At 43.3% G+C, this 24,020-nt stretch carries 19 protein-coding genes and 4 tRNA genes; 11 read left to right on the forward strand and 12 right to left on the reverse strand.

What is annotated here, in order from left to right:
- Positions 1-21: 21 nt before the first annotated feature.
- The gene (locus tag AC0VYT_RS10080) at positions 22-1,281 is read right to left on the reverse strand and encodes a GGDEF domain-containing protein (protein ID WP_005019186.1); all 1,260 of its coding nucleotides are present in this window, start codon (positions 1,279-1,281) and stop codon (positions 22-24) included.
- Positions 1,282-1,429: 148 nt separating this feature from the next.
- Here AC0VYT_RS10080 and pyrC point away from each other — a divergent pair, with 148 nt between their 5' ends.
- The 7 genes from pyrC (at position 1,430) to AC0VYT_RS10115 (ending at position 5,378) form a co-directional block, all read left to right on the forward strand.
- Entirely contained in the window at positions 1,430-2,464 is a 1,035-nt protein-coding gene (gene pyrC / locus AC0VYT_RS10085) for a dihydroorotase (protein ID WP_005019184.1), read from the forward strand.
- A complete protein-coding gene (gene rnt / locus AC0VYT_RS10090; RefSeq protein WP_005404392.1) occupies positions 2,449-3,108 on the forward strand; it encodes a ribonuclease T in 660 nt (219 codons plus the stop codon). Before pyrC ends, rnt begins: the two co-directional genes overlap by 16 nt.
- 20 nt (positions 3,109-3,128) lie before the next feature.
- Positions 3,129-3,204, forward strand: a tRNA-Glu gene (locus AC0VYT_RS10095).
- A 190-nt stretch (positions 3,205-3,394) separates the two neighbouring features.
- Positions 3,395-3,470: transfer RNA gene (locus tag AC0VYT_RS10100), tRNA-Glu, on the forward strand.
- A 98-nt stretch (positions 3,471-3,568) separates the two neighbouring features.
- Positions 3,569-4,987: an amino acid permease gene (locus AC0VYT_RS10105; RefSeq protein WP_005019181.1), complete on the forward strand. Its 1,419-nt coding sequence runs from the start codon at positions 3,569-3,571 to the stop codon at positions 4,985-4,987.
- 214 nt (positions 4,988-5,201) lie between these two features.
- Positions 5,202-5,277 (forward strand) — tRNA-Glu (locus tag AC0VYT_RS10110).
- A 25-nt stretch (positions 5,278-5,302) separates the two neighbouring features.
- Positions 5,303-5,378: transfer RNA gene (locus AC0VYT_RS10115), tRNA-Glu, on the forward strand.
- Between the two features lie 303 nt (positions 5,379-5,681).
- Here the strand turns inward: AC0VYT_RS10115 and AC0VYT_RS10120 are convergent.
- The 6 genes from AC0VYT_RS10120 to AC0VYT_RS10145 all read right to left on the reverse strand — a co-directional run bounded on the left by AC0VYT_RS10120 (position 5,682) and on the right by AC0VYT_RS10145 (position 15,661).
- Positions 5,682-6,926, reverse strand: coding sequence for an NADH:flavin oxidoreductase/NADH oxidase family protein (locus AC0VYT_RS10120; protein ID WP_005019177.1), 1,245 nt, complete (start codon positions 6,924-6,926; stop codon positions 5,682-5,684).
- A gap of 123 nt (positions 6,927-7,049) precedes the next feature.
- Positions 7,050-8,645, reverse strand: a complete 1,596-nt coding sequence (locus tag AC0VYT_RS10125) for an ABC transporter ATP-binding protein (protein WP_005019176.1) — start codon at positions 8,643-8,645, stop codon at positions 7,050-7,052.
- Entirely contained in the window at positions 8,620-9,633 is a 1,014-nt protein-coding gene (locus AC0VYT_RS10130) for an ABC transporter permease (RefSeq protein WP_005019174.1), read from the reverse strand. The genes AC0VYT_RS10125 and AC0VYT_RS10130 overlap by 26 nt, the downstream gene beginning before the upstream one ends.
- Positions 9,633-10,700, reverse strand: a complete 1,068-nt coding sequence (locus AC0VYT_RS10135) for a microcin C ABC transporter permease YejB (protein ID WP_005019173.1) — start codon at positions 10,698-10,700, stop codon at positions 9,633-9,635. Before AC0VYT_RS10135 ends, AC0VYT_RS10130 begins: the two co-directional genes overlap by 1 nt.
- 37 nt (positions 10,701-10,737) lie before the next feature.
- Positions 10,738-12,582, reverse strand: a complete 1,845-nt coding sequence (locus AC0VYT_RS10140; protein ID WP_005019171.1) for an extracellular solute-binding protein — start codon at positions 12,580-12,582, stop codon at positions 10,738-10,740.
- Between the two features lie 25 nt (positions 12,583-12,607).
- Positions 12,608-15,661: a lytic transglycosylase gene (locus AC0VYT_RS10145; RefSeq protein WP_005019168.1), complete on the reverse strand. Its 3,054-nt coding sequence runs from the start codon at positions 15,659-15,661 to the stop codon at positions 12,608-12,610.
- A 220-nt stretch (positions 15,662-15,881) separates the two neighbouring features.
- On the opposite strand from AC0VYT_RS10145, the gene dnaQ reads away from it, so the two are divergent.
- The 3 genes from dnaQ to nudC all read left to right on the forward strand — a co-directional run bounded on the left by dnaQ (position 15,882) and on the right by nudC (position 19,786).
- Entirely contained in the window at positions 15,882-17,249 is a 1,368-nt protein-coding gene (gene dnaQ / locus AC0VYT_RS10150) for a DNA polymerase III subunit epsilon (protein ID WP_005019167.1), read from the forward strand.
- A gap of 134 nt (positions 17,250-17,383) precedes the next feature.
- A complete protein-coding gene (locus tag AC0VYT_RS10155; RefSeq protein WP_005019166.1) occupies positions 17,384-19,027 on the forward strand; it encodes a hypothetical protein in 1,644 nt (547 codons plus the stop codon).
- Entirely contained in the window at positions 19,028-19,786 is a 759-nt protein-coding gene (nudC, locus tag AC0VYT_RS10160) for an NAD(+) diphosphatase (RefSeq protein WP_005019164.1), read from the forward strand.
- Between the two features lie 10 nt (positions 19,787-19,796).
- Here the strand turns inward: nudC and AC0VYT_RS10165 are convergent, their stop codons facing one another.
- The 4 genes from AC0VYT_RS10165 to AC0VYT_RS10180 form a co-directional block, all read right to left on the reverse strand.
- Positions 19,797-20,669, reverse strand: coding sequence for an alpha/beta hydrolase (locus AC0VYT_RS10165; protein WP_005019162.1), 873 nt, complete (start codon positions 20,667-20,669; stop codon positions 19,797-19,799).
- 5 nt (positions 20,670-20,674) lie between these two features.
- Positions 20,675-21,370 (reverse strand): BON domain-containing protein, encoded by a 696-nt coding sequence (locus AC0VYT_RS10170; protein WP_005019161.1) that lies wholly within the window; start codon positions 21,368-21,370, stop codon positions 20,675-20,677.
- Between the two features lie 81 nt (positions 21,371-21,451).
- Entirely contained in the window at positions 21,452-21,856 is a 405-nt protein-coding gene (locus AC0VYT_RS10175; RefSeq protein ID WP_005019160.1) for a YraN family protein, read from the reverse strand.
- 20 nt (positions 21,857-21,876) lie between these two features.
- Positions 21,877-22,827 (reverse strand): penicillin-binding protein activator, encoded by a 951-nt coding sequence (locus AC0VYT_RS10180; RefSeq protein WP_005019157.1) that lies wholly within the window; start codon positions 22,825-22,827, stop codon positions 21,877-21,879.
- Between the two features lie 12 nt (positions 22,828-22,839).
- On the opposite strand from AC0VYT_RS10180, the gene rsmI reads away from it, so the two are divergent.
- On the forward strand, positions 22,840-23,682 hold the full coding sequence (rsmI, locus tag AC0VYT_RS10185; protein ID WP_005019155.1) for a 16S rRNA (cytidine(1402)-2'-O)-methyltransferase: 843 nt from the start codon (positions 22,840-22,842) through the stop codon (positions 23,680-23,682).
- Between the two features lie 74 nt (positions 23,683-23,756).
- Here rsmI and AC0VYT_RS10190 read toward each other — a convergent pair whose 3' ends face one another.
- Complete coding sequence (locus AC0VYT_RS10190) at positions 23,757-24,017, reverse strand: hypothetical protein (protein ID WP_005019153.1); 261 nt, start codon at positions 24,015-24,017, stop codon at positions 23,757-23,759.
- Between the last annotated feature and the right edge of the window lie 3 nt (positions 24,018-24,020).

A 24,020-nucleotide genomic window follows, 5' to 3' on the forward strand; every position in this document is an offset into this window, starting at 1 on the left:
TATTTTTATAAGAATTAATGGTTATGCAACTTTTGTTGAACCGACTGACTGATAGAAAATCTGATTGCGGCCCAACTGTTTGGCCCGATAGAGTGCCTGATCAGCAGACTCAAGCAAAGCCTCCTGTGTTACAGCCGCTTCTCCCCTATAAATTGTAATACCCAAGCTTACAGTGATATAGCTGGCAATACATGAACGTTCATGAGGAATAGCAAGCCGCTCAATTTCCCGATAAATATTGGACGCAACCGCATAGGCACCATGCGCCTCGGTTTCAGGAAGAAGCACTACAAACTCCTCTCCACCATAACGGGCCACAAAATCCCTGTGCCGAATCGAATTTTTAATTGCTCTGGCAATACTATAAATCACTTTATCGCCCATCTGGTGACCATAAAAATCATTATAGTTTTTAAAAAAATCCACATCGATAAACAGTAGAGATAAGGGCGTTCCTTCTTTACGTGACTGCCTATAAAAACTGTCCAGAGTCTCATCAAAATTACGGCGGTTAGAGATCTGGGTTAACTCGTCATGCTGGCTTAAATGCAAAAGTTCAGAAGCATGAATATACTGAATCTTTTCATTAAGCTGTGCAAGCTTGGTATTTAAAAACAGTATACGTTCCCGCTTGATCAGCATGGTACTTAAAGTAAAACCAAACAGACAGCTTCCCAACAGTACCCGGCTTAAAATGATCACTTCAAAAGAAATATGAAATACGAACAGTAAGTAAATAGATATAACCGCGGCCAGTGTCCCGACCAAAAGCATGTGGAGTGGCCGTACCCCACTGATCATAAACCCCAGCATATATATAAAACACAACACAATCGCTGACTGATACTTAAGTGCAGGGGTAGCAAAACTCATACTCAGCAGACAGCTTGAAATAATAGTCCAGAGCATTAAACCTAATGCAGCCTGATAAAAGTAAGGCTGAAGCAGTTTACTTCTAGCAAAGCCGTAAAGGGTCAACAGGCTTACTGCGCCATTAAGCATGGCAACAATACACAGCAGAAAATCTGCAGAGAAAAAACGCTGACCAGAAAGCCAGTAATCACCTGGCAACACTAAAGCCGTAAACAAAAGGTAAGCCCACACACCTGCAGCAAAAGATTGTGAGATATTGATCCGGGCCCGTTCAGTATTCTGCTGCCAGAACTCTTGTTCAAGTGCCTGCGGCAACGAACTACTGGTACAATGAGAATGCAGGGCGACCAGAGTTTCAATTTTTTCTTTTTGTTGCTGCAACGTTGTAAGGTAATATTTATATTCCATAACATCGTGCATAGTTTTTATAGTTCTATAAAAATAGCATACCCTTAGGGCAAATTACGAACTTTATTGTGCCTTTTATCCATAATTGCCGTTATCATTTTTAGAGTTTATCGATTATCATCTATTTTATTTTTCTTGCCTGAACACTTTGAATACGATCACTCTTCTCCAACCAGATGACTGGCATGTCCATTTACGTGACGGCCTAGCCCTTAAACGTACCGTGCCTGATCTGGCCAGACAGTTTTCCCGCGCCATTTGCATGCCCAATCTGGTTCCACCAGTAAAAACGGTTGATGAGGCTCTAGCCTATCGTGAACGGATTATGGCTCATGCGCCTGAAGGGGTAAATTTTGATCCGCGTATGGTTCTTTATTTTACTGACTACACTTCACCTGAAGAAGTTAAAAAAATTAAAGATTCAGAATATGTTAATGCCATCAAGCTTTATCCGGCTGGTGCAACTACCAATTCAGACAATGGTGTCAGCGATATCCGTAAAGTATATGCAGTCATAGAGCAGCTTGAAAAATATCAGGTGCCCTTACTGTTACATGGTGAAGTTACTCACAATCATGTAGACATTTTTGACCGCGAAAAGCGTTTTCTGGATGAAGTACTTTCTCCTCTCTTGAAGCAGTTTCCAGCACTTAAAGTTGTGCTTGAGCATATTACTACCAGTGAAGCAGCACATTTTGTGCTGGAACAGGACCGTAATGTTGCAGCTACCATTACTCCACAACACCTGTTATTTAACCGTAATGATATGCTGGTAGGTGGAATCAAGCCGCATTTTTACTGTTTACCAATTCTGAAACGTCAGTCCCACCAGCAGACCCTGCTGGAAGTGGCAACTAGTGGTAACCCGAAATTCTTTCTTGGTACAGACAGTGCGCCCCATTCTAAAAATGCTAAAGAAAATGCATGTGGCTGTGCAGGCTGCTATAGTGCACCTACTGCTATTGAGCTTTATGCACAGGCATTTGATCAGGTAGGACGTATTGAACGGCTTGAAGGTTTTGCCAGCATGTTTGGTGCAGACTTCTATGGCTTACCGCGTAATACTCAAACAATTAGCTTGGTTAAAGAACCGCAGGTGATTCCAGCGAGCCTAGAATATCTGGAAAATGAACAGATTATTCCACTTTATGCCGGTCAAACCATTCAATGGAGAAAAGTGTGACACAAGATTCACGACCTGTGATTGGTCAGCGTTTTCGTGGCTTTCTGCCAGTTGTGGTAGATGTGGAAACTGCGGGCTTTAATGCACAGACTGATGCGTTACTTGAAATTGCCTGTATTCCGATTATCTATGATGAGGAAGGAAAATTTATTCCGGGTCCTGCCTATCATGCACATATTAATCCGTTTGAAGGCGCTAATCTGGATCGCCGCTCGCTAGACTTCATTGGGGTTGACCCTTTTAATCCGATGCGTATGGCGATGGCAGAAGATGAAAAGACTGCATTGAAACGTATCTTCAAGTCTATTCATGATATCCGCCGTGAACAGCTGTGTACTCATGCCATACTGGTTGGCCACAATGCCCATTTTGACCTAGGTTTTTTACAGGCAGCTATTAACCGAAGTGGAACTAAAAACCAGAATCCATTTCATAGCTTTTCAGTGTTTGATACGGTCACGCTCAGTGCCTTAATGTTTGGCCAAACCGTGCTGGCTAAATCCTGTCTACAGGCGGGAATTGAGTTTGACGGGAAAGAAGCACATTCAGCATTATATGACACGCAGAAAACTGCCGAGCTGTTTTGCTATATTTTAAACAAACTCGCACCTCAACTGCTTGACACTCTGGTAGCGGATCAATAAGATACCGCTACCTTCTAAACGTCCCTATCGTCTAGAGGCCTAGGACATCGCCCTTTCACGGCGGTAACCGGGGTTCGAATCCCCGTAGGGACGCCATCTTTTATAAATCTCTTATTTTATTCTGATTGCCTAATTAAACTCTCTGGCCTAGGTATAACTATATCTGCCTATAACCCGAACATAGAAGTTAGCTGATTGATGTAAGGCATTCATTTGGTTAAAAATAATACCAGCTGCCATTTGACACATCCTTAAAATCTCCCTATTATAAGCCCACCTCTGAAACGTCCCTATCGTCTAGAGGCCTAGGACATCGCCCTTTCACGGCGGTAACCGGGGTTCGAATCCCCGTAGGGACGCCAATTCTTCTGCTGTTATTTCTCCTGCTTTTTATTTCGATTGCACATTTACATTTTTTCTCTAAAATAGCCGGCTTCATTACTCTTTTCCGTTTAACTCTATGCCGTCATCTCCTTCTCCGAATGATGCGTTGCATCAGGGCAATTCTGCGCCATTAAAACGCGCTATGAGTACCCGACATCTGGTTATGCTTTCTCTGGGAGGCGCAATTGGTACTGGCCTGTTTTTAGGCTCGGGTGAAGTCATTGCACAAACGGGGCCGGTCGGCGCCATCCTTGCTTATGTGCTGGGTGGCCTTATTGCCTATATGGTGATGCTTTGCCTTGGCGAACTCGCTGTACATATGCCTGTTTCAGGCTCTTTTGGTGCCTATGCCAATAAGTTTATTGGTCCGGGAACAGGATATACCATTACCTGGTTATATTGGCTAACCTGGTCAGTAACCCTTGGTACCGAATTTACTGCTGCTGCACTTCTTATGCAGGAATGGTTTCCAGATAGCTCCATGTGGATGTGGACACTGGTTTTTGGTGCATTCGTATTTACCTTAAATATGATTTCCACACGCTGGTTTGCCGAATCTGAATTTTGGCTTGCACTGGTGAAAGTAATCACTGTTGTCGCATTTATTCTGTTTGGTTTACTGGCAATTTTCGGTGTAATTGGCTACCAAGGTTATGAGTCTGCACCACTCTTTAGTAATCTGACCGCGCAAGGCTGGTTCCCTGAAGGCCTGTTTCCTATTTTCACTACCATGCTAATCGTGAACTTCGCTTTTTCGGGGACCGAGTTGATTGGGGTAGCAGCAGGTGAAACCCAAGACCCCGCCAAAAATGTACCCAAAGCCATCAATGCAGCGATTTTCCGTTTATTGATTTTCTTTGTAGGAACAATTTTAGTAGTAACTGCACTTCTACCTCATCAGGAAGCAGGTCTAGCAGCCGAGGGTGTGAGCAGTAGCCCATTCGTTACGGTATTTCAGCACATTGGTATCCCTTATGCTGAAGATATTATCCGTTTTGTTATTATCACAGCATTGCTGTCAGCAGCCAACTCCGGTTTATTTGCTGCCTCACGTATGATGTGGTCATTGTCTTATAACAAGCAATTACCGGCAGTATTTTCAAAAGTAAATGCACGCGGCATTCCTTATGTTGCAGTAATCGTTACCATGATCGGCGGTATGCCGGGTTTGTTGTCTGAGCAGTTTGCCCCAGAAACTATTTTTACTAACCTGCTCGGAATCGCAGCCTTTACCATGGTAGTAGTCTGGATGAGTATCTGTCTCAGCATGTTCAACTTCCGCCGAGACTGGTATAAGCAGGGAAAAACTGCTAAAGATCTTGCGTTTGCTGCACCGCTGTTTCCTATTGTTCCGATTCTAGGTTTTGTTTTCTGTCTGATTACCTGTATCAGTATGGTTTTTGATCCATCCATGCGAATCAGTTTCTTCGGGTGCCTGTTGTTTATTGCAGCATGCTATACAAGTTATTATGTGTTTTACCATCCTAAGTCTTGATGTTAAGTCTTGATGCCTACCTAAAGCACTTAAGAGCGGCAAATGCCGCTCTTTTTTATACAAAAGCATGAATCAGAATATCTTGCAGCAATTTCAAACAAATTATGGCATTTTGCTTTGTTTTTATACGAATGGTATATTTTTAAGAGAAAGATGCCAGAAAAGTGTTTGACACATCCGGGGATTCACCCTAATATACGCCCACCTCTGAAACGTCCCTATCGTCTAGAGGCCTAGGACATCGCCCTTTCACGGCGGTAACCGGGGTTCGAATCCCCGTAGGGACGCCAATTTCAGAACTATGCCTCACTTAAAGTCCCTATCGTCTAGAGGCCTAGGACATCGCCCTTTCACGGCGGTAACCGGGGTTCGAATCCCCGTAGGGACGCCATATTCAAGATGGCAGCATCTTATAAAAAAGCCCAAGCATTATGACTTGGGCTTTTTTTATTCTTACTTTTAAATCTTGTTTTATTCTGATGCCGTGATGAGAGCTGCAATCAGAGCAAGTTTTTAACAGACAGAAGAAGTTCGATATTTTTACTTATTTCCTGCATTTATACTGAATCAGCCCGTCAGCCTGTTTATTTCATTACATACTGAGAATATAAAACAGGCCTGCCCTCAGGTTTGGAAGACCCTAAAGACAGGACTATTCACCACTAGATGCAATACATTCATCTATATATACAAACTAGGCCGATTTACGCGAATTAATCTGCCCTTTGACCACAGCAGTCAGATTTCCTTTAAGATATTTAAAAAATACTTTTAAGGGAGAAAGTTTTGGATTAGGTTTTTTACCCTCAGCAATTGCTTTAAACTGTGCCGCATACCAGATAATTTCCATAATTGCCATTTTATCAATCATCGGAATGCCAGTTTTAATTTTCTCTACACCATAACGAACGTCTTTCCCGGCAATCAAATGGTTAGACAAGTCAGTTTCTACCGCAAATGGCCGTGCAATACCAATAAAATCACATGCTCCACTCTCCAGGGCATCATTCATACCTTTTACGGTTCTAAAACCGCCTGTTACCATGAGATGACATTTGACTTCCTGACGGATCTTTTCAGAAAAATCAAGGAAATAGGCTTCACGAGCAATTGTACTGGCTTTACGTTTACCTTCCTTGACACCAGCCATAGCTGGTGCTTCATAACTTCCTCCTGAAATTTCAATCAGGTCAATACCAGCCGCATCAATTGCTTTGAATACATAGATAACATCTTCTTCGGTAATACCACCACGCTGAAAGTCTGCCGAGTTTAGTTTTACAGAAATAATAAAGTTCTCTGAAGTCCCTGCTCTTACGGCCTTGTAGATTTCCAGCAGGAAACGCATACGGTTTTCAATTGAACCGCCCCATTGGTCCTGACGTTTGTTGGTCAGTGGCGACAGGAATTGACTAATCAGATAACCATGCGCACCGTGTAGCTGTATACCCTCAAAGCCTGCTTTTTCACAGATTTTGGCAGCATGGGCAAAACGCTGGATAATATCCAGAATTTCTTCTTCACGCAGTTCACGCGGTGTACCAAAAGTAGTTGCCAGAACCGGACTAAATGGCACAGCTGAAGGTGCAACTGTTTCTTTGTTCAGGCCCTTAGGACACTGACGTCCCGGATGAGACAGCTGGACCAGTTGAACCATACCATATTCTTTGCCAATTTCTGCCCAGTGCTTGAGCTGTTCTAGATCACGTTCAGACTCGATTGCTACCACACCTGGCTCATTTTTGGCGCCGATATCAACCATTACATTACCGGTAATGGCACAGCCCAGACCACCTTTAGCCCATGCCTCATATAAGCCATAATGCAGATGATTAGGTTGCCCTGCTGCGTTAGCCAGTGCTTCACTCATTGCGCCCTTAATAATTCTATTTTTAAAGGTTGTATTACGAATTGTGATCGGTTCAGCAATCAAGCTCATGATATTTTTTTCCAATTTACTGAATTAGAGTCCTTACTCTAGTTTAAACGCCTGTCTAGTCAAGGTTTACTCTATTACAATGCATGCCGCAGGAGTCACAGAAAAAGTTCCTGATGACGGTTTTTAATATTGACTTGCAGCTATCAATTGCCGGGTATACTCGGACTGAGGATTTGAAAATAGCTGTTCAGTATCCTGAAATTCGACCAGTTGCGCATGCCGTAGCACCATCACCTGCTGACATAAGGCACGGACTACCTGTAAATCATGACTGATAAACAGATAGCTTAACTGATATTCCTGTTGCAGATTTCGTAATAACTGCACAATTGCCCGCTGGGTGGTACGGTCCAATGCAGAAGTAGGCTCATCTAAAATAATAAGCTTGGGCTTAAGAATCAAAGCCCGTGCCAGTGCTACACGTTGCCGCTGTCCGCCAGAAAGTTCATGTGGATAGCGCTGTTTAAAATGTACAGGCAACTCTACCGTCTGTAGAATCTGGTCAATCTGCTCAGTTACAGCGAGCGGCATATGATGTTTTAAATTCAGCCCTTCACCAATGATTTGCTCGACCGTCATACGAGGATTCAGGCTACTGAACGGATCCTGAAATACAATTTGGAAGTCAGTGCGTAATAACCTTAATTTTTTCTCGGAAAGCAGGTTAAGGTCCTGCTCCATTAAAAAGATTTGGCCTTTACTCTCTATCAACCGGGCAATCGCTAAAGCCAGAGAAGTTTTACCAGAGCCACTTTCCCCAACAATTCCAATGGAGTCACCTTGTCTTAAGACCAGATTTAAAGGCTCAACTGCCACAAAATAATCTTTTACACGGTTAAGCAACCCTTGGCGAATAGGAAAACATACACTGACCTGTTCCAGTCTCAACAGTTCGGAGCCTGCGGAGGATGGCAATGCCTGACCAAAATTATGTGCCAATAAATGCCGGGTATATTCAGCCTTAGGCTGTTTAAAAATTTGTTCGGCACTCCCCTGTTCTTCAACTCTGCCTTGATTCATCACAACCACCTGCTGGGCACAGCGCTTAACTATATTAAGATCGTGGCTAATTAGAATCATGGCCATATTTCGGCGATGTTGCAGGCTTTGTAGCAGTTTGAGAATTTGTGCCTGTAAAGTTACATCCAGAGCGGTAGTAGGTTCATCAGCGATAAGGATATCGGGATCTAAAGCTAACGCCATCGCAATCATTACCCGTTGTCGCTGGCCGCCGGAAAGCTCATGTGGATAACGTTGCAGTTTGTCTTCCGGATGAGTTATTCCGACATCATGGAGTAATTCTACCACTCTCTGCCGAACCTGATCTTTAGACCAGCCTTGTAAATACAGACTTTCTCCAATAATTTTTTCTACCCGATGCAGCGGGTTAAGTGCAGTCATGGGTTCTTGAAAAATCATGGCAATTTTATGGCCACGAATCTGGCGTTTTGCTGTTTCAGACAGATTTAAAAGATTCTGACTATCTAAAATAGCACTCCCCTGAACCTTAAGATTAGCAGGTAACAGTCCAAGCAAAGCCAGGCTGCTGATGGATTTTCCTGAACCACTCTCTCCGACAATAGCTAAGGTCTGTCCGGCATATAGATAGAAATTTAAATTTTCTACCAGAACTTCGCCCTGCTCATTTTGAATATTAAGCTGTTCAACCTGTAGCTTTAGCGCAGCTGACTGGTCACTGGCGTCTTGGGTCAAATGCATCGCGGGTTGCCTCCCCAATATAGATCAATAATGAAAGAACCAGTGCCAGACTAAAAAAACCAGATAAAGCCAGCCAGGGCGCATTAAGATTATTTTTCCCTTGCAGCAGAATTTCCCCTAATGATGCAGCATCAGGTGGTAAACCATAGCCCAGGAAATCCAGTGCAGTCAGGGCAGTAATATTGGCGGTAAGCATAAAAGGGAGCTGGGACAGACTGGAACTCATGGCATTGGGAAGAATATGCCGGAAGATAATGGCATGATCTTTTACCCCCAACGCACGTGCAGCGCGCACATAATCGAAATTTCTTGCACGCAAAAACTCTGCCCGAACCAGACCAACCAGGGCTGGCCAGCCAAACAGTAACATAATCAGAAATAGCCAATAAACATTTGGAGTAAACATACTGACCAGAATCATGACCATAAACAGCATGGGCAGGCCACCCCATACCTCAAGTACACGCTGCCCGAGCAGATCAATCCACCCACCGTAGTAGCCTTGTACTGCACCTATCACGATGCCAATTAAGGCAGCAAAAAATGTCAGGGCAAATCCGAACAGTAAAGAAATACGCAAACCATATAAAACACGTGCCAGTACATCTCTTCCCTGATCATCAGTACCTAACCAGTTTTGTGCTGTTGGTGGCGATGGCACAGGAACAGCCAGTTCAAGATTTGGCGTCTGATAAGAAAATTCAATTAAGGGCCAGATTGCCCAGCCTTTGGCGTTAATAAGCTGCTGTACCACTGGATCTTTATAGTCAGCTTCCGTTTCAAAGACTCCGCCAAAAGCTGTTTCCGGATATTCCTTCAGTACAGGTACATAATAAGAATTTTCATATTTCACCAATAGAGGTTTATCATTGGCAATAAACTCTGCCGCAAGAGAACAAATAAAAATCAGAATAAAAATAATCAGGCAGCCCATACCAAGACGGTTATGGGTAAAACGTTGAAGGCGTGCCCGCATTAATGGAGACATTATTTTGCCCCCCGTGAATCAAAATTGATGCGTGGATCGATAATTTGATACAGCACATCACTGATGAGACGCAAGATCAAACCCAGTAGGGTAAATAAAAACAATGTGCCAAAAATGACTGGATAATCACGCTGTACTATTGCTTCAAAACCCATCAATCCCAGCCCATCCAGATTAAAAATTATCTCGATAAACAGGTTGCCTACAAAGAAAATCCCTATCAGAGCCTCAGGTAAACCGGCAATCACTATCAGCATTGCATTACGAAATACATGGCCGTATAGGACCCGGTTTTCACTTAATCCCTTAGCACGTGCAGCTAATACATACTGCTTGCTTAACTCTTCCATAAAAGAGTACTTTGTCAAGTAGGTTAGTCCAGCAAACCCGCCCAGAATCATGGTGAATAAAGGCAAGGCCATGTGCCAGAAATAATCTTTGATTTTTCCAAGCAGGCTGAGCTCCTGAAAATTTTCCGAGACTAGCCCCTGCAGCGGAAACCACTGAAAATAACTGCCGCCAGCGAAAAATACAATCAGTAAAACACCAAATACAAAGGTCGGTACAGCATAACCAACCGCCAGAAGTAATGAAGTAGACTTATCAAATAGCGTGCCGTGCTGTCTGGCCTTTTTAATCCCCAATGGAATAGACACCAGATAAATCAGTAAAGTACTCCATAACCCCAGAGAAACTGTAACCGGCATTTTCTCCCAGAGCAGCTGGGTAACGGGCTTATCTTTAAAAAAACTGATGCCGAAGTCCAGAGTGAGATATCCCTTGAGCATAATCCAGAAACGTTCAGGTGCCGATTTGTCAAAACCGTATTGTGCTTTGATTTTTTCCACCATTTCATCACTAAGGCCCCGTGCGCCCTGATATTCAGATGAATGGCCTACTGTTTCAGCATGGCTGGTGTTTCCCACTCCCTGGAAATTCTGGGCTTGCTGGATAGCCTGCTCTACCGGCCCTCCTGGTGCTAGCTGGATCACCATAAAGTTAATCAGCAGAATCAAGAATAGAGTTGGAATAATTAACAGAAGTCTTTTTAATATATATGTGCCCATAAAGACGCCATTCCCTTTGACTTCAATTGTTATAAGGTTATTGCCTGCGCAAATAACTGCTCACCTGCTGAGCCTGCTTGCTATCAATCCACCAGTAGTCTAAACCTACAGAAAGTTTTGGTTTTTGTTTTGGCTGATGATACATATTCCAGTATGCCAGCCAGTTTTCCCCCTTGCCATAAGTTGGAATCTGATAGTAGCCCGCACGCAGCAGACGGTCTAATACGCGAGTACGAATAACCAGCTGTTCACGGTCTGGTGCCCGGATGACACTATTAATTACTTGATCAATAACCGGGTTCTTGATACCGGCATAATTATAATTTCCTGCCTGATCAGCTGCAGCACTTCCCCATAACTGTGCCTGTTCATTACCAGGCGTCAGTGACTGCGGCATTACGCTGGTCGTCATGTCAAAATCATAACGGCGCATCCTTTCAAGATACTGAGGTACATCTACCTGACGTAGCATCACTACAATACCGAGTTTTTTCAGATTACGTACAAAAGGCATTAAGGTACGCTGTAAACCGTCCTGATGAATGAGGAATTCGATTTCAACCGGCTGTTCTTTGGAATCATATAGTTTGCCATCATGAATTCGATAATCGGCCTTAATTAAAATCTGACGTGCAATCAGCAGATTGTTACGATTAAATCCGCTGGCATCTGAAACCGGATACTTCCAGTTCTTGAGTACACCTTGACGCATTACAGTATGCAATTTGGGTAATAGCGGCTGAAGGATCTGCATTTCTTTAGGGCCGGGTGGTCCTTTTGCTTCAAGTTCACTATTGGCAAAATAACTTTGCAACCGCTGATACTGACCATAAAACAGGGCCTTATTCAGCCATTCATAGTCATACGCATAAGTTAAAGCGCGGCGGAACTGAATATCATTAAAGGGGCTACGACGTGTGTTAAACACAAAACTCTGGGTTGCCACCGGATTCTGATGCCGAAAGCGATAGGTCTTGACCATCCCAGCTTTTACTGCCGGAAAATTATACTCTGTCACCCATTTACGCGCTGTCATCTCTTCATGCAAAGTATATTGCCCTGACTTAAAACCTTCAAAAGCAATATCCAGATTTCGGTAATAAACATATTTTAACCGGTCAAAATTATAACGGCCCTTATTTACAGGTAAATTCTGCCCCCAGTAATGCGGATTTCGTTTATAGGTAACACTACGCCCTGCATCAATCCGGTCAATCAGATAGGGACCTGAACCAACAATAGGCTGCATAGTAATTCGAGTAAAATCCCGGTTTTTCCAGTCCTGCCTGGAATAGATGGGTAATGTTCCCAAAATTAGTGGCATCTCTGCGTTGTTATCTGACCTGAAAGTAAATTTGACCTGATACCTAGATAGAACTTCAGTTTTTTCCAGATCCGCCAGATACATCTGCAACCCCGGATTGGATTTGGTCTGATAAGCGTCAAAGCTGAACTTCACATCTTCAGCTGTGACAGGGAGGCCATTACTAAAACGTGCTTTAGGATTCAGATAGAAAATAACAAATTTAGTATGTTCTGGATCATAGCTGGCTTTTTCTGCCAATAGCGGATAAAGCACTCCCGGCTCATCCAGAGAACTGCTCATCAGGGAATCAAACAGAAAATTAATCCCATCTACCGAGCTGCCTTTACCATTCATGCTATTTAAGTTATCAAAAGTACCATTACTGGCTGTACTTAATAATCCACCTTTAGGAGCTGCCGGATTAGCATATGGCATGGCATTCAGGCCGCTATACTTGGGCTGGGTGTGAAGCGCGATATAAGGCGTGGTTTGCAATGCAGCAAACCCGCCTTGAGCACATACACTTAATCCAGCCGCAAACCCCAGCTGCTTAGCTTTTGCAAAACTCCAGTGCATACCAGATCCTGTTCAGGTTTTTTTATTATAGATTTGGTACTTTAATCACTTCACCGATACGAAGCTGCGTACTTGGCTGAATATCATTCATTTCTGCCAGTTCACTCGTATTCATACCATATTTGTTTGCCAGACCAATTAATGTATCCCCACGTTTTACCGTATATGAAGTTACTGTTTTTGGAATCAGCAAGTTCTGACCACGTAAAAGACCAGCACGTGACTCCAGATTATTTAACTCTGCCAGCTCTTTAACCGAAATACCGACACGGCTGGCAATGGTATTCAGAGACTCTCCATTTTTTACGGTATAACGCTCAGTATCACGATGACTGCCAGAAGAATTATTTTTACTGTTCTTTGCAGTTACTGTTTCTTTCTCTACAGGTGCAGGTGATACTGGCAGTTCTCCATCAAGCTTGATTTTCTGGCCGACACGCAAGCCTGAATTACGGTTAAGTCCATTTAGGCCTGCCAGAAAATTAACCTGTAAATGATATTTTCCGGCAACTGATGTAAGAGTATCGCCCGGCTGAACAATATATTCATCCGGCATGCTTGCCCCAGCTGGAACTTTTAAAGTCTGGCCAATACGGACTCCACTACCGGTATTGATATTATTAAGCTGTGCCAGCTCGCTTACAGACACTTTAGACTGTGCTGCAATACTGGTGAGAGTATCGCCACGCTGTACCTTATAACTTTCGGTTTTATAATTCGTACTGACTTTGATATTGTCGTTCAAAGTTGTTTTCTTATCTTCTTTAGTTTCGACTTTAGCAGAAACACTGGTCTCCTCTACAGGAACATTGATTCTCTGACCTACCAGCAGGCTGCTGGTTGCAGTCAGGCCAGGTGTTAAATCTGCCAATTCCTGATTAGACAATGCATAACGTTCAGCAATCATTTTCAGATATTCGCCACGTTTAACAGTGTAACTCTTGGTCTTGATCCGCTGTTCTGCGGTTACTCTGGTGTCAGCCACCTTAACAGGTTTTGCCACGGCTGCATTCGGATTATCTTTCAACTGAAGTTTCTGTCCTACAAACAGACCACTAGTTACAGAGAGATTATTCCAGTCGGCCAGTTGTTTTAATGAGAGACCAAACTGGTCAGCAACGCTGGTCAGACTATCATTGGCTTTGACCAGGTAAGTTTCCGGCTTGCTGGCTTTTACAGTTTTTTCTTCAACTTTTTGTGGATTGGCATCGTACAGGTATAAAGAGGTTCCTACATATAAGGTAGCACTTGGGTCAATCTGGTTCCATTTCGCCACATCACGCCAGCTCACCCCATTTTTCATGGCGATTACTGCAAGGGTATCACCTGGCTGAACCGTATAGGTACTGCGCTTGCCCTTTGGTGGTATAACTACGATTTCGCTGTCAGTCTTAATATAGTCTTTGCCCTTGTTGCGCTCTAACTCTTCCGAACTTGCCAAGGTATTTTCTGCCACGGCTTTTGGATAAGAGAATCCACGCTTAACCTCTTTACCCTGCTGTTCAGCTACTGAGAGACTGGTCTGGATAGCTGTCAGTTTAATCTTGCCATCATATGGATCAACAATTTCTGTACCTTGCGGAGCCAGGGCTTTTAGCTCGGCAACTACTTCATCTTTTTCAGCCTGGCTGGCTTGAGGCTGGAGTACCTCTTCAACTGACTTTTTCTCACCTTCAGCCTTAACCAGAGCCAGAATCTGGTCACGTTCAGTTTGTGAAATTGGTGGCTCTACACGTACCGGTGTAATATTTGCCGCTGGTGTCACTGCAACAGGTATACGCGGAGCACTTGGTATGTCTGCTTTTGCTGCAAATGAAGCCAAAGCATCCGAACCTTTAGGTGTTGAGACTTTAGCTGTAGTTGTTTTACTACTATTACTTGCCAACACAGGTGCAGAGCTTGATGAAGATGAAGGAACTGTTGCAGAAGCAGCTGGTGTTACCCTGGTCTGCACACTTACGGATGACGCAGGCTTAGAAGCTACTGGCGGCTGGTTGCTTGCCCATAGCCCTCCTGAACCTGAATTCAGGCTGCGCAGCTTTGTATCAATTGCCGGACTAAGATCAGCTGGAATCAGAATACGCATCGGGCTGGCCGGATCTACATATTCACCGCGATGACCTGGATTCAAGGCATAAAGTTCGGCACGGCTTAGGCCAGTAATAGAAGAAACCTGATTTAACCCGACTCCGCCATTTAAATTAACTTCGCGGAAGTGTGGACGGTTAGCAATTGGCGGTAAAGATACCCCATATGCTGACGGATTTTTAATAATCTGTGCTACTGCCAAGAAACGTGGAACATAATTCATGGTTTCCTGTGGCAGTTTAAGCGACCAGTAATCAGTAGGTAAGCCTGCAGCACGGTTACGGTTAATGGCCTGCTGGATGCGACCCGGCCCGGCATTATAGGCAGCTAGTGCCAATTCCCAGGAACCGAACTGATTATACAGGCTGCCCAAGAACTCATAGGCTGCACGAGTCGATTCAACCACATCTCGACGGCCATCATATAGTGAAGTTTGCTTCAGACCATAAATTTTACCGGTGCTTGGAATAAACTGCCATAAACCTGCTGCTGCTGCACTACTGGTCGCTGCCGGATCATAGGAGCTTTCAATGACTGGTAACAGGGCCAGTTCAGTTGGCAGACCACGACGTTCGGCTTCTTTTACGGTATGGTACAAATAGCGGCTGGCACGTGCACTTAGACGGTCAAGATAAGGCTGACGTGAAATAAACCAGCTACGCTGTGCCTCAATACGTGAGTCCCAGTGATTTAAATCCATCTTGAAGCCTACAGTCATCCGCTTCCACACATCACCGTGCTTGAGAATCAGCAGACGATCGCCTTCAACAGCGCGCATATCAGTCGCAGAAAGCAGATCTTCAAGTGAATCCAGACTGCTGGCATCTAAAAGACCGGACCCAACCTGGTTTGATTTTATTGTTTTTGAATTCGCGGGAGTTGATGAACAGCCTGTCGTCATCCCGAGTGCTGCAATAGCAGAGCCAAGTAGAGTAATTTTAAACAAGATTGACGCAGAAGGCTGCCACACTGCTGTGGTTGGTTTATACATAAAAAATTCCAAACAACTCGCACAAAGTTTATTTTTTAAATAAGCCATTGTAGTGATGACTGCCAATGACACAAGGCAATAATTTAGCGCGATTCCACCTGAAATGTTACAAGAAATTAAAATTTCCCTTTAACAGCAGGTCGTCTTTCAGTTTTTGCGTATACAATAGAAGTCTCAGGTATGTATTTTCCCCTTGTATTTTTTGACAGGTTTCTGATTTATGTCTCAAACAATCACACTCTATGTAGATGGTGCTTGCCGCGGTAATCCCGGCTTAGGTGGATGGGGTGCATATATCATTACCGAGCAGGAAGAATATAAAATCTGTGGCGGTGAAACCCTTACTACCAATAACCGTATGGAATTGACTGCTGCAATTGAAGGCATTTCATTCTGCCCAAAAGATGCCAAGCTTGTCATTTGGACAGACTCTAACTATGTCAAAAAGGGTATTACCGAATGGATTCAAGGCTGGAAAAAGAAAAACTGGAAAGACGTCAAAAATCCTGACTTATGGCAAAAACTGGATGCAACCTGCCAAGGACGCGAAATCGAATGGAATTGGATTAAGGGACATGCTGGCCATGCAGGCAATGAAATGGCAGACCAGCTGGCAAATTTAGGTGCAGATCAAATCATGCAAGGCATCAGTACCCCGGTTCAGGCACAGCTCAATAGTGAGCATACATCAGAAAAAAAGTCTGAAAGCGACTGGTTACTGGATGATCCGTTAGGCTTCGATTTACTTGAATCAGAACCGGAGCATATAGAAGAGTCGACTCTGTTATTGCCAGATCAGGTTGAATTAATGGATGATGAATTAGCTACTGAAATAGAGACGGCTGAGTCAAGCCATCCATATGTAGTCACTACTGAAGCGACCTTGGAGCTACATGGTCCGCGCCAGCTGATTCTTGATACGGAGACTACTGGTTTTTATTTCCAGGATGGAGACCGGATTATTGAAGTCGGTGCCATTGAAATGGTAAATCGTAAACTTACCGGCAGCTCAATCCATATTTATATCAATCCGGAAAAACCGGTGGGTGACTCAGTAGACATTCACGGTATTACTGATGAATTCTTGCAGGATAAGCCACGTTATGCGGAAATTGCAGAGGTTCTTTTTAATTATTTAAAAGGTGCCGAGATTATTGCCCATAATGCCAGCTTCGATATGAACTTCCTTGATATGGAGTTCAAACGCGCAGGATTCCCTGCATTATCTGAAGTGTGTGAAGTAACTGATACCCTGGCACTAGCTAAAAGCAAGCATCCCGGACAGAAGAACTCGCTGGATGCTCTGGTTCGCCGTTATGAAATTCCAGCACGAGACCGTACTTTTCACGGTGCTTTGCTCGATGCCGAGATCTTGTCCGATGTATATCTGGCCATGACAGGTGGACAAGTATCCTTTGATATGGATGCCCTGTCTCAAAGCGAAATAAGTCAGTCACAGGCTTCACGACAAGTAATCAATGTTGATTTGCCCGTAATTGTGCCTTCACCCGAAGAGCTTGCGGCTCATGAAGAGTGGGTTCAACACTATCAGGAAAAGAATGGCGAACCCTGTTTGTTTGCCCGATAAAAAAAACCACATAAAGTGTTATTTTTTGTATATAAACCTTTTCTAGTTAAGTTATATTAATCTCTAGAAGTAAGGCGGTTATTTATACCAGTCCTTACATGAACAGATATAACACTAGGAAAGGTGCAGATCATATGTCTTACCAAACCTCGATTCATTTTGATCCAACTGCATTACTGATAATAAAAAATGAAATCGACAACTCTATAAAACTGGTTGAATCCGCTGTAAGCACCTTGGCAGAGGATCAGAGTTTACCTTTTGGTATTGAGGATACCCTAGCGCAGTTTCAGCAATGCGCACATGTACTTGCACTGATTGATATACCACATCTGGCCCAGATTTCAGCTTACTCTGCAGAACTGATGCGCAAGATTATGAGCGATCCACAACATATTGATCATGACCAGGTGGTAGCGCTCAGTGAGGGTACAACCATGCTCAAACGCTATGTTGAGTTTATTTGCCTGCGTGAAGTCAAAGTTCCCCAATTTCTACTGGATACATTGAATCAACTTGAAAAAGCACTGGATAGGCCTCTAACCCGTGAAGGTCAGCCACTGGTTCCACTGCTCGACTTTATGTCACCTGAGTTTAAACTGCCTGCTGCGCCACATCTGGAACAATCCAGCTATGTACACCAGCTTTATAAAATGTGTTTGAACAGAATATTAAAACAGCAGGAAACCGAGCTCGATTTACAAGGCATTAAACTGGTAGGAGCATATCTGGCATTTCTAGCCAATAACCAGCCTAGTCAACAGTACTGGAATCTGGTGTATATGGCCTTTAACCAGATAGAAGAACTGATTTTAAATGAACCGCGCCTGCGCACCTTAATCCGTATTGAAACCAGTATTGATAAGTTTTTAACACAACCAGACAGCTTTAGCCCATCAATTGAAGATTTGGCTGACATACTGGTACTGTGTATTAGTCAAGAAGATACACTGTCGCAACATGTCCGTGAACAGCTCAATATTGGTGATGAAATCTTGACTGATACCCAGCTTCAGGTACTGAGCCGTCATCTGTTCGGACCGGACTATGAAACCATTCATGCAATTACTGATCTGATCACCACCCAGATGGCCCAGATTCGTCATGATATTGAATACAATTATCAGAATATGTCGCCAGAAAAAAGTCAGGATATTCAGCAGAACCTGCTGATGCTGGCCAATATTTTCAAACTGCTGAACCTGAATGAAGCTTATATAGAGTTAACGCAGCAGGCTCGGGCTTTAAGTCAGCCGAACGTTCTGACAGATGAAAACTATGCTCAACAGCTCATGAACAGTATTTTATCGGCAATGAACTCTATTGGAATACTGGAACGCCATCACACCTCCAGCCGCCTGCAAATTCGTGTAAATAACATGAGTATCTCTCTGGACCGGCTTGATGAAGCTCATGAAATGCTTTTAACAGAGACCAAATCACTCATCGATTTGGCCAGCCAGAGCCTTACCCTTTATCTGCAAGACCCGAACACCTTAAACATTGAAGGGGTATGTAACCAGTTTAAGGAAATTTCTGGTGCCGTTTTATTCTTGGGAATGGAAAAATGTCAACAGGCTTTACTTGAAGGGGCGCGGTTTCTGGAACATTCAAACAAACATGCGCTGGTTATTGAAGCCCAGCATATTGAAGATCTGCTCAATATTCTGGCGAGCGCCGATATGCTGATTGAAAATTTAAAAAACAAACAGCCTGTTTTAGGCTCGATGTTTAATGTAGCATTAGCAAGTAGTCAAAAACTTGTTGCCGCTGCCTAAATGTCTGAACTATCACTTGCTTACATCTTTCATGAACAACAGTTGTTAGTTGATGAAAACTTCCAGCTTCCTGAGGTCGAGAAGCTGGAAGATGATCTTGATTTTATTCCGGGCGATCAGATCATTGCCCGTGATCTTCTTGATATAGATGCTATCCCTGAAGGTCTGCATCTGGTTCCGATCCGGCAATTGATCAGTTTGTGGAGCCGTAGCCAGTTTGAACAGGCCAGCCGTGCTGTGCAGCTATTAGAATGGCGTCGTAATCATAAATTTTGTAGTCACTGTGGACATGAAACAGAGGTCCATCCTCTCGAATACGCCATGATCTGCCCTACTTGCCGTTATCGGCAATATCCACGTGTACAACCTTGCGTGATTACAATTATTACTCGCGGTGAAGATGAAATTCTGCTGGCGCAGTCTGTACGTAATAAAGGCAAAATGTACGGATTGATTGCTGGTTTTGTCGAGGTAGGTGAAACGCTAGAAGATGCAGTACGTCGTGAAACATTAGAAGAGGTAGGCCTGCACCTGAAGAACATCCGGTATCTGGCCAGCCAGCCTTGGCCATTTCCCAGCAATCTGATGCTGGCTTTTCATGCTGAATATGAGTCGGGTGACATCAAGCTTCAGGAAGAAGAAATCAGTGATGCCCGTTTTTTCAAATTTGATGAGTTACCAGAAATTCCGTTCAAAGGCAGTATTGCCCATTCCATGATTATGCACGTACTTCATGGAACGCCAATTATTGAATATTAAAAAAGGCCAGTTAACTGGCCTTGAGTGCTTCATCAAGAAATTTAAGTATGCTTTGCTTGGTTTGAAAGTGCCAACTGAACAGACTCGATAAGCTCCCTAAAACTGTAATATGTCCAGTTTTAGGGATCATCACGATCTGGCTATAATTGCCACACTGTCGTAATTGCTGGTCCAAGTCATCACTATTACTTTTTTTAACGATCTGATCATTCTCAGCTACAACCAGACAGTGCCGGATCGGGTTATGGTCAACAAAGTAATAAGGCATGACCTCATGATAAGGAATGGTTTGATCAAACGCATCCTGAGCAATTGGATCACCCTTATAATCAAAATGATAAGGGCCGGCGATTCCAATTACTGCCTTGATTTTTGAACGGCATTCCAAGGTATAGGGTGTAGGATGATAGATTGCCGACATTACATTAAATGCGCCTGCAGAGTGTCCCATCAGAATCAGCTGTTCAGTTGAAATATGCAAGTCCTGCTGATGCTGGTCCAGATAGTTTAATGCTAGGGTCAGATCATCAATATAGCTCGGAAAAATATGCTGGGGGGCCAGATGATAGTTTAAAACTACTACATCATAGCCTTCGCGTGTAAATGCTTCGCCGATAAACACATAATCCTTTTTATCTCCATGCTGCCAAGCTCCTCCATGTACAAAGACAATTAGCGGACGTTGAGGCAGTGGATGTTTAGTACGATAAATATCAAGAAGCTGTCTAGCTTTTGTGCCATATGCTATATCTTGGTTCAATTCAAAAGACTGTCTAGGCGTCAGATGATTGAGCATATAACTAGCCGCGTCATACAGGCGAAACTCCTGATAACGAAGCTTCGCCTGTGTAGTTAAACGCTGTAAATTTTGAAGAATCTGCATAAGATTTACTGAATAGAGACCGGTTCAGGCTGATCAGGATCAATAGCAACAGGAGTTTCGACTTCCGGTGCTGCATAGTTGTTTGCTACTGGACTTGCGAGAGAAGAACTGGCAACTGGGCCTGAACCCTGCTCGACATTATCAATCAGGGTAACGATTTTGGTAATATTGCCTACCTGCTGTAAAACCTGATTAAGATCATTTATTTCAGCATTATTCAGACGACCCATTACATAAAGTACGCCATCTTCTGTATGCACCAGTACTTTGCTGTCAGAGACCATTTTGGCCTTCATAATCAGTCCGCGCGTATTTGCGGTAACGGCTGCGTCCTGCATGATAGTGTTATAACCGACTTTATCACCCACTGTAATATAGTTATGCACGGTTTTGACATCAGACATGGCACGTACATTGTCTTCTGCTAGCTGTTTCAGATAAACATCAGGTACTTGTCCTGTAAGCAGGACATTGCCATGAAAGCTTTCGACATTAATACGTGACTGTTTAAAGCGGGGATCAAGTTTATAAAGATTAATGTTGGCAGTACGTTCAATTGAAGAATCAATAAAAACTTGTCCCAATGAACGCACACCACTATCAGTACCAACAGGAGTAGCACCAGTACCACTTGAAATAAAGCTTGCGCATCCAGATAAGCTTGCCACACATAGCAAAGCCAAAGTGAAACGATTAAACACTCAGCAAGACTCCCTAATTTTTAGATCTGATCTTTATTGACAGGTTCATTTTCCCAGACTGTATGACAGAGTAAAGAACTCTCAATCTAAAGTAAATGCATTTTCAATCCACTCAAGATCATACGGTAGCTTATAAAAGTCTTGCTGTACCTTTTTTGCAATTTGTGTAGAGAAGTTAAAACAAATCACGTCAAAACGGCAGTAATAATTTTCATAAACAGGATGTTGGCTTATAAAAGACATTGCTGTCTGAATAATCTTTTTTTGTTTACTTCTAGAGATGACTTCTTGGGCACGTCCATAACTTGTCATACTACGGGCTTTGACTTCAACAAATATTAGTTCCTGGTTCCGGCATACAATCAGATCTATTTCTCCGTACCGGGAATGATAATTCTGCTTTAAAAATACAAAGCTCTGCTGCTCTAAAAATATCTTGGCCTGCTGCTCAGCCCACTGCCCTAACTGTTTAGTAAAAGTAATCATTTTTATAATAATCAAAGATTTTATAATGTTATTTGCTGCAACTTACCCTGAACCTGTTGATAACATTGTGGAGTGCGCTTTATCTGCCGGGACTCTACACGGATCTGTCCTGTTCGTCCTTCAAAACTGAAGTCACCTATGGGGATATTTTTGGGCTGCTGTAAGTAATGCTCCGCCAAAGTCCATGTATCTCCACCAAAAGCCAGTAGACGCTGATAAGCCATGTTAACCGGCTGCTGCTGATATGCTATGATCATTTCTGGCCATTTTGCTTCATAAAGTGCCGGAGCATCACAGAATTTCAAGCCCTCCGGAATTTTTGCTCCTTCTTCAATCGCAATCGCATGAGCATAAATACCTGTTTTTGGTAATTTAACTATGCTATTGAGCCAGTCAGTCTTACCCAGCAGTAAAAGTGCCTGCTGTTTCGGCAGTTTTTTAGGCAAAACTTCAATGATCTGAACCGGATAATCCAGTTGTGACATCAGTGCAATTAAAAAGATTTCACTATCTGCTTCTATGCCAGGTTCTCTTAAAACTGACACCTGACGGATATTGTCACGAAGCATAAGCGCGGCCATAGTAGCTGCATCTGCATTTTTAGACAGGCTAAACTGTAATACCTTATTGTGATGCTGCCCAATTTCATTTAAAGCCAGTACCTGTACTTTTGGATTAAGCCTGATGGCCTCTTCTACTTTTTCACGGCTCAATGGCCCTACAACTAGCCGAGTCTTGGGTTTTATATGTTTGGCGAACAGGCTTTTCATGTTTTGTCCGTATGAGTTTACGAATTTAAGCTGTTCTTGACTGCCAGATGCTTCATAAGCACTCATAAACCCCTGCTTTACACTGGAGGCAGCTCGCGCGAGCGGGCCGGTTTCAGGTAGAATAACCAGAACTTCTGCCTGCACTGTCTGCATGAAGCTGAACAAACTGATCAACAGCAAAACTTTTTTATTATTAATCATGGAACCACCCTTATGAGTGCTCAATTATTTGTAGTGGCAACGCCGATTGGGCACCTGGATGATATGACCTATCGAGCAATTGATGTTCTTAAATCCGTAGCTCTGATCGCAGCAGAAGATACACGACAGTCTGCCCAATTATTAAAACATTATAATATAACCACGCCTCTTACTGCATGTCATGATCACAATGAAAATAATAAAATTGATTATTTAATTGAAAAATTACAATCAGGTGAGAATATGGCGCTGATCAGTGATGCAGGTACTCCCCTGATCAGTGACCCTGGCTTTAAACTGGTACGTGCTGCTCAAGAAAAAGGTATTCGAGTGATACCGGTGCCTGGCGCCTGTGCTGCAATTGCAGCCTTAAGTGCAGTTGGCCTGCCTAGTGACCGTTTCAGTTTTGAAGGTTTCTTGCCCTCCAAGTCTTCACAGCGTCTGGCGCAGCTGGAAAAACTGAAAGATGAAACCCAAACTTTAATTTTTTATGAAGCACCTCACCGTATTTTGGACAGCATCAAGGATATGGCAAAGGTATTTGGATTAGAGCGTCCGGTCGGTTTTGCACGGGAAATTACCAAAACTTTTGAAACCATCAAAAAAATGACCCTAGGTGAACTGGTCACTTTTATTGAAGCAGACCATCATCAGCAAAAGGGTGAAATTGTCGTTGTGGTAGGAGGCTCTATCCAGCAAAAAGATATTGACCAAGAGAAACTCGACCAGCTTCTGAGCCGCCTGCTTCAGGATTTATCAGTTAAAGCTGCTTCTCAACTTGCTGCAGACTTGACTGGTATTAAAAAGAAAGTGGCTTACCAGCGTGCCTTGGAATTGCAATCTCAAACCGGATAGGTGATTGAAATTAACATCCTAACTAAAAAAGCATCACGAATGATGCTTTTTTAGATTAACTCTGTTCAATGCGATTAGCTGCGTACACCTTCATCAGGCGGGACTTCAGTAATTTTCCCACCACTTGCCAAAAAGCGTGCTATTTCATCTTCCAAAGCTTGACGTTTCTTCTGCTTTGCAGTGACGGTCAGAGTTTCAGCTTCCGCCAGATCTGTGTCGTTAAGAACCGCTTCTTCGTCAACTGCACCTTTCTCAGCTGCTTTTGCTTCGTCTTCATCGACTGCTACATCTTCTACATCATCATAATCATTCATATCTGTTTTCTCACTCCCCATAAA

It is taken from the genome of Acinetobacter sp. QJM3NY_42, assembly GCF_056173745.1.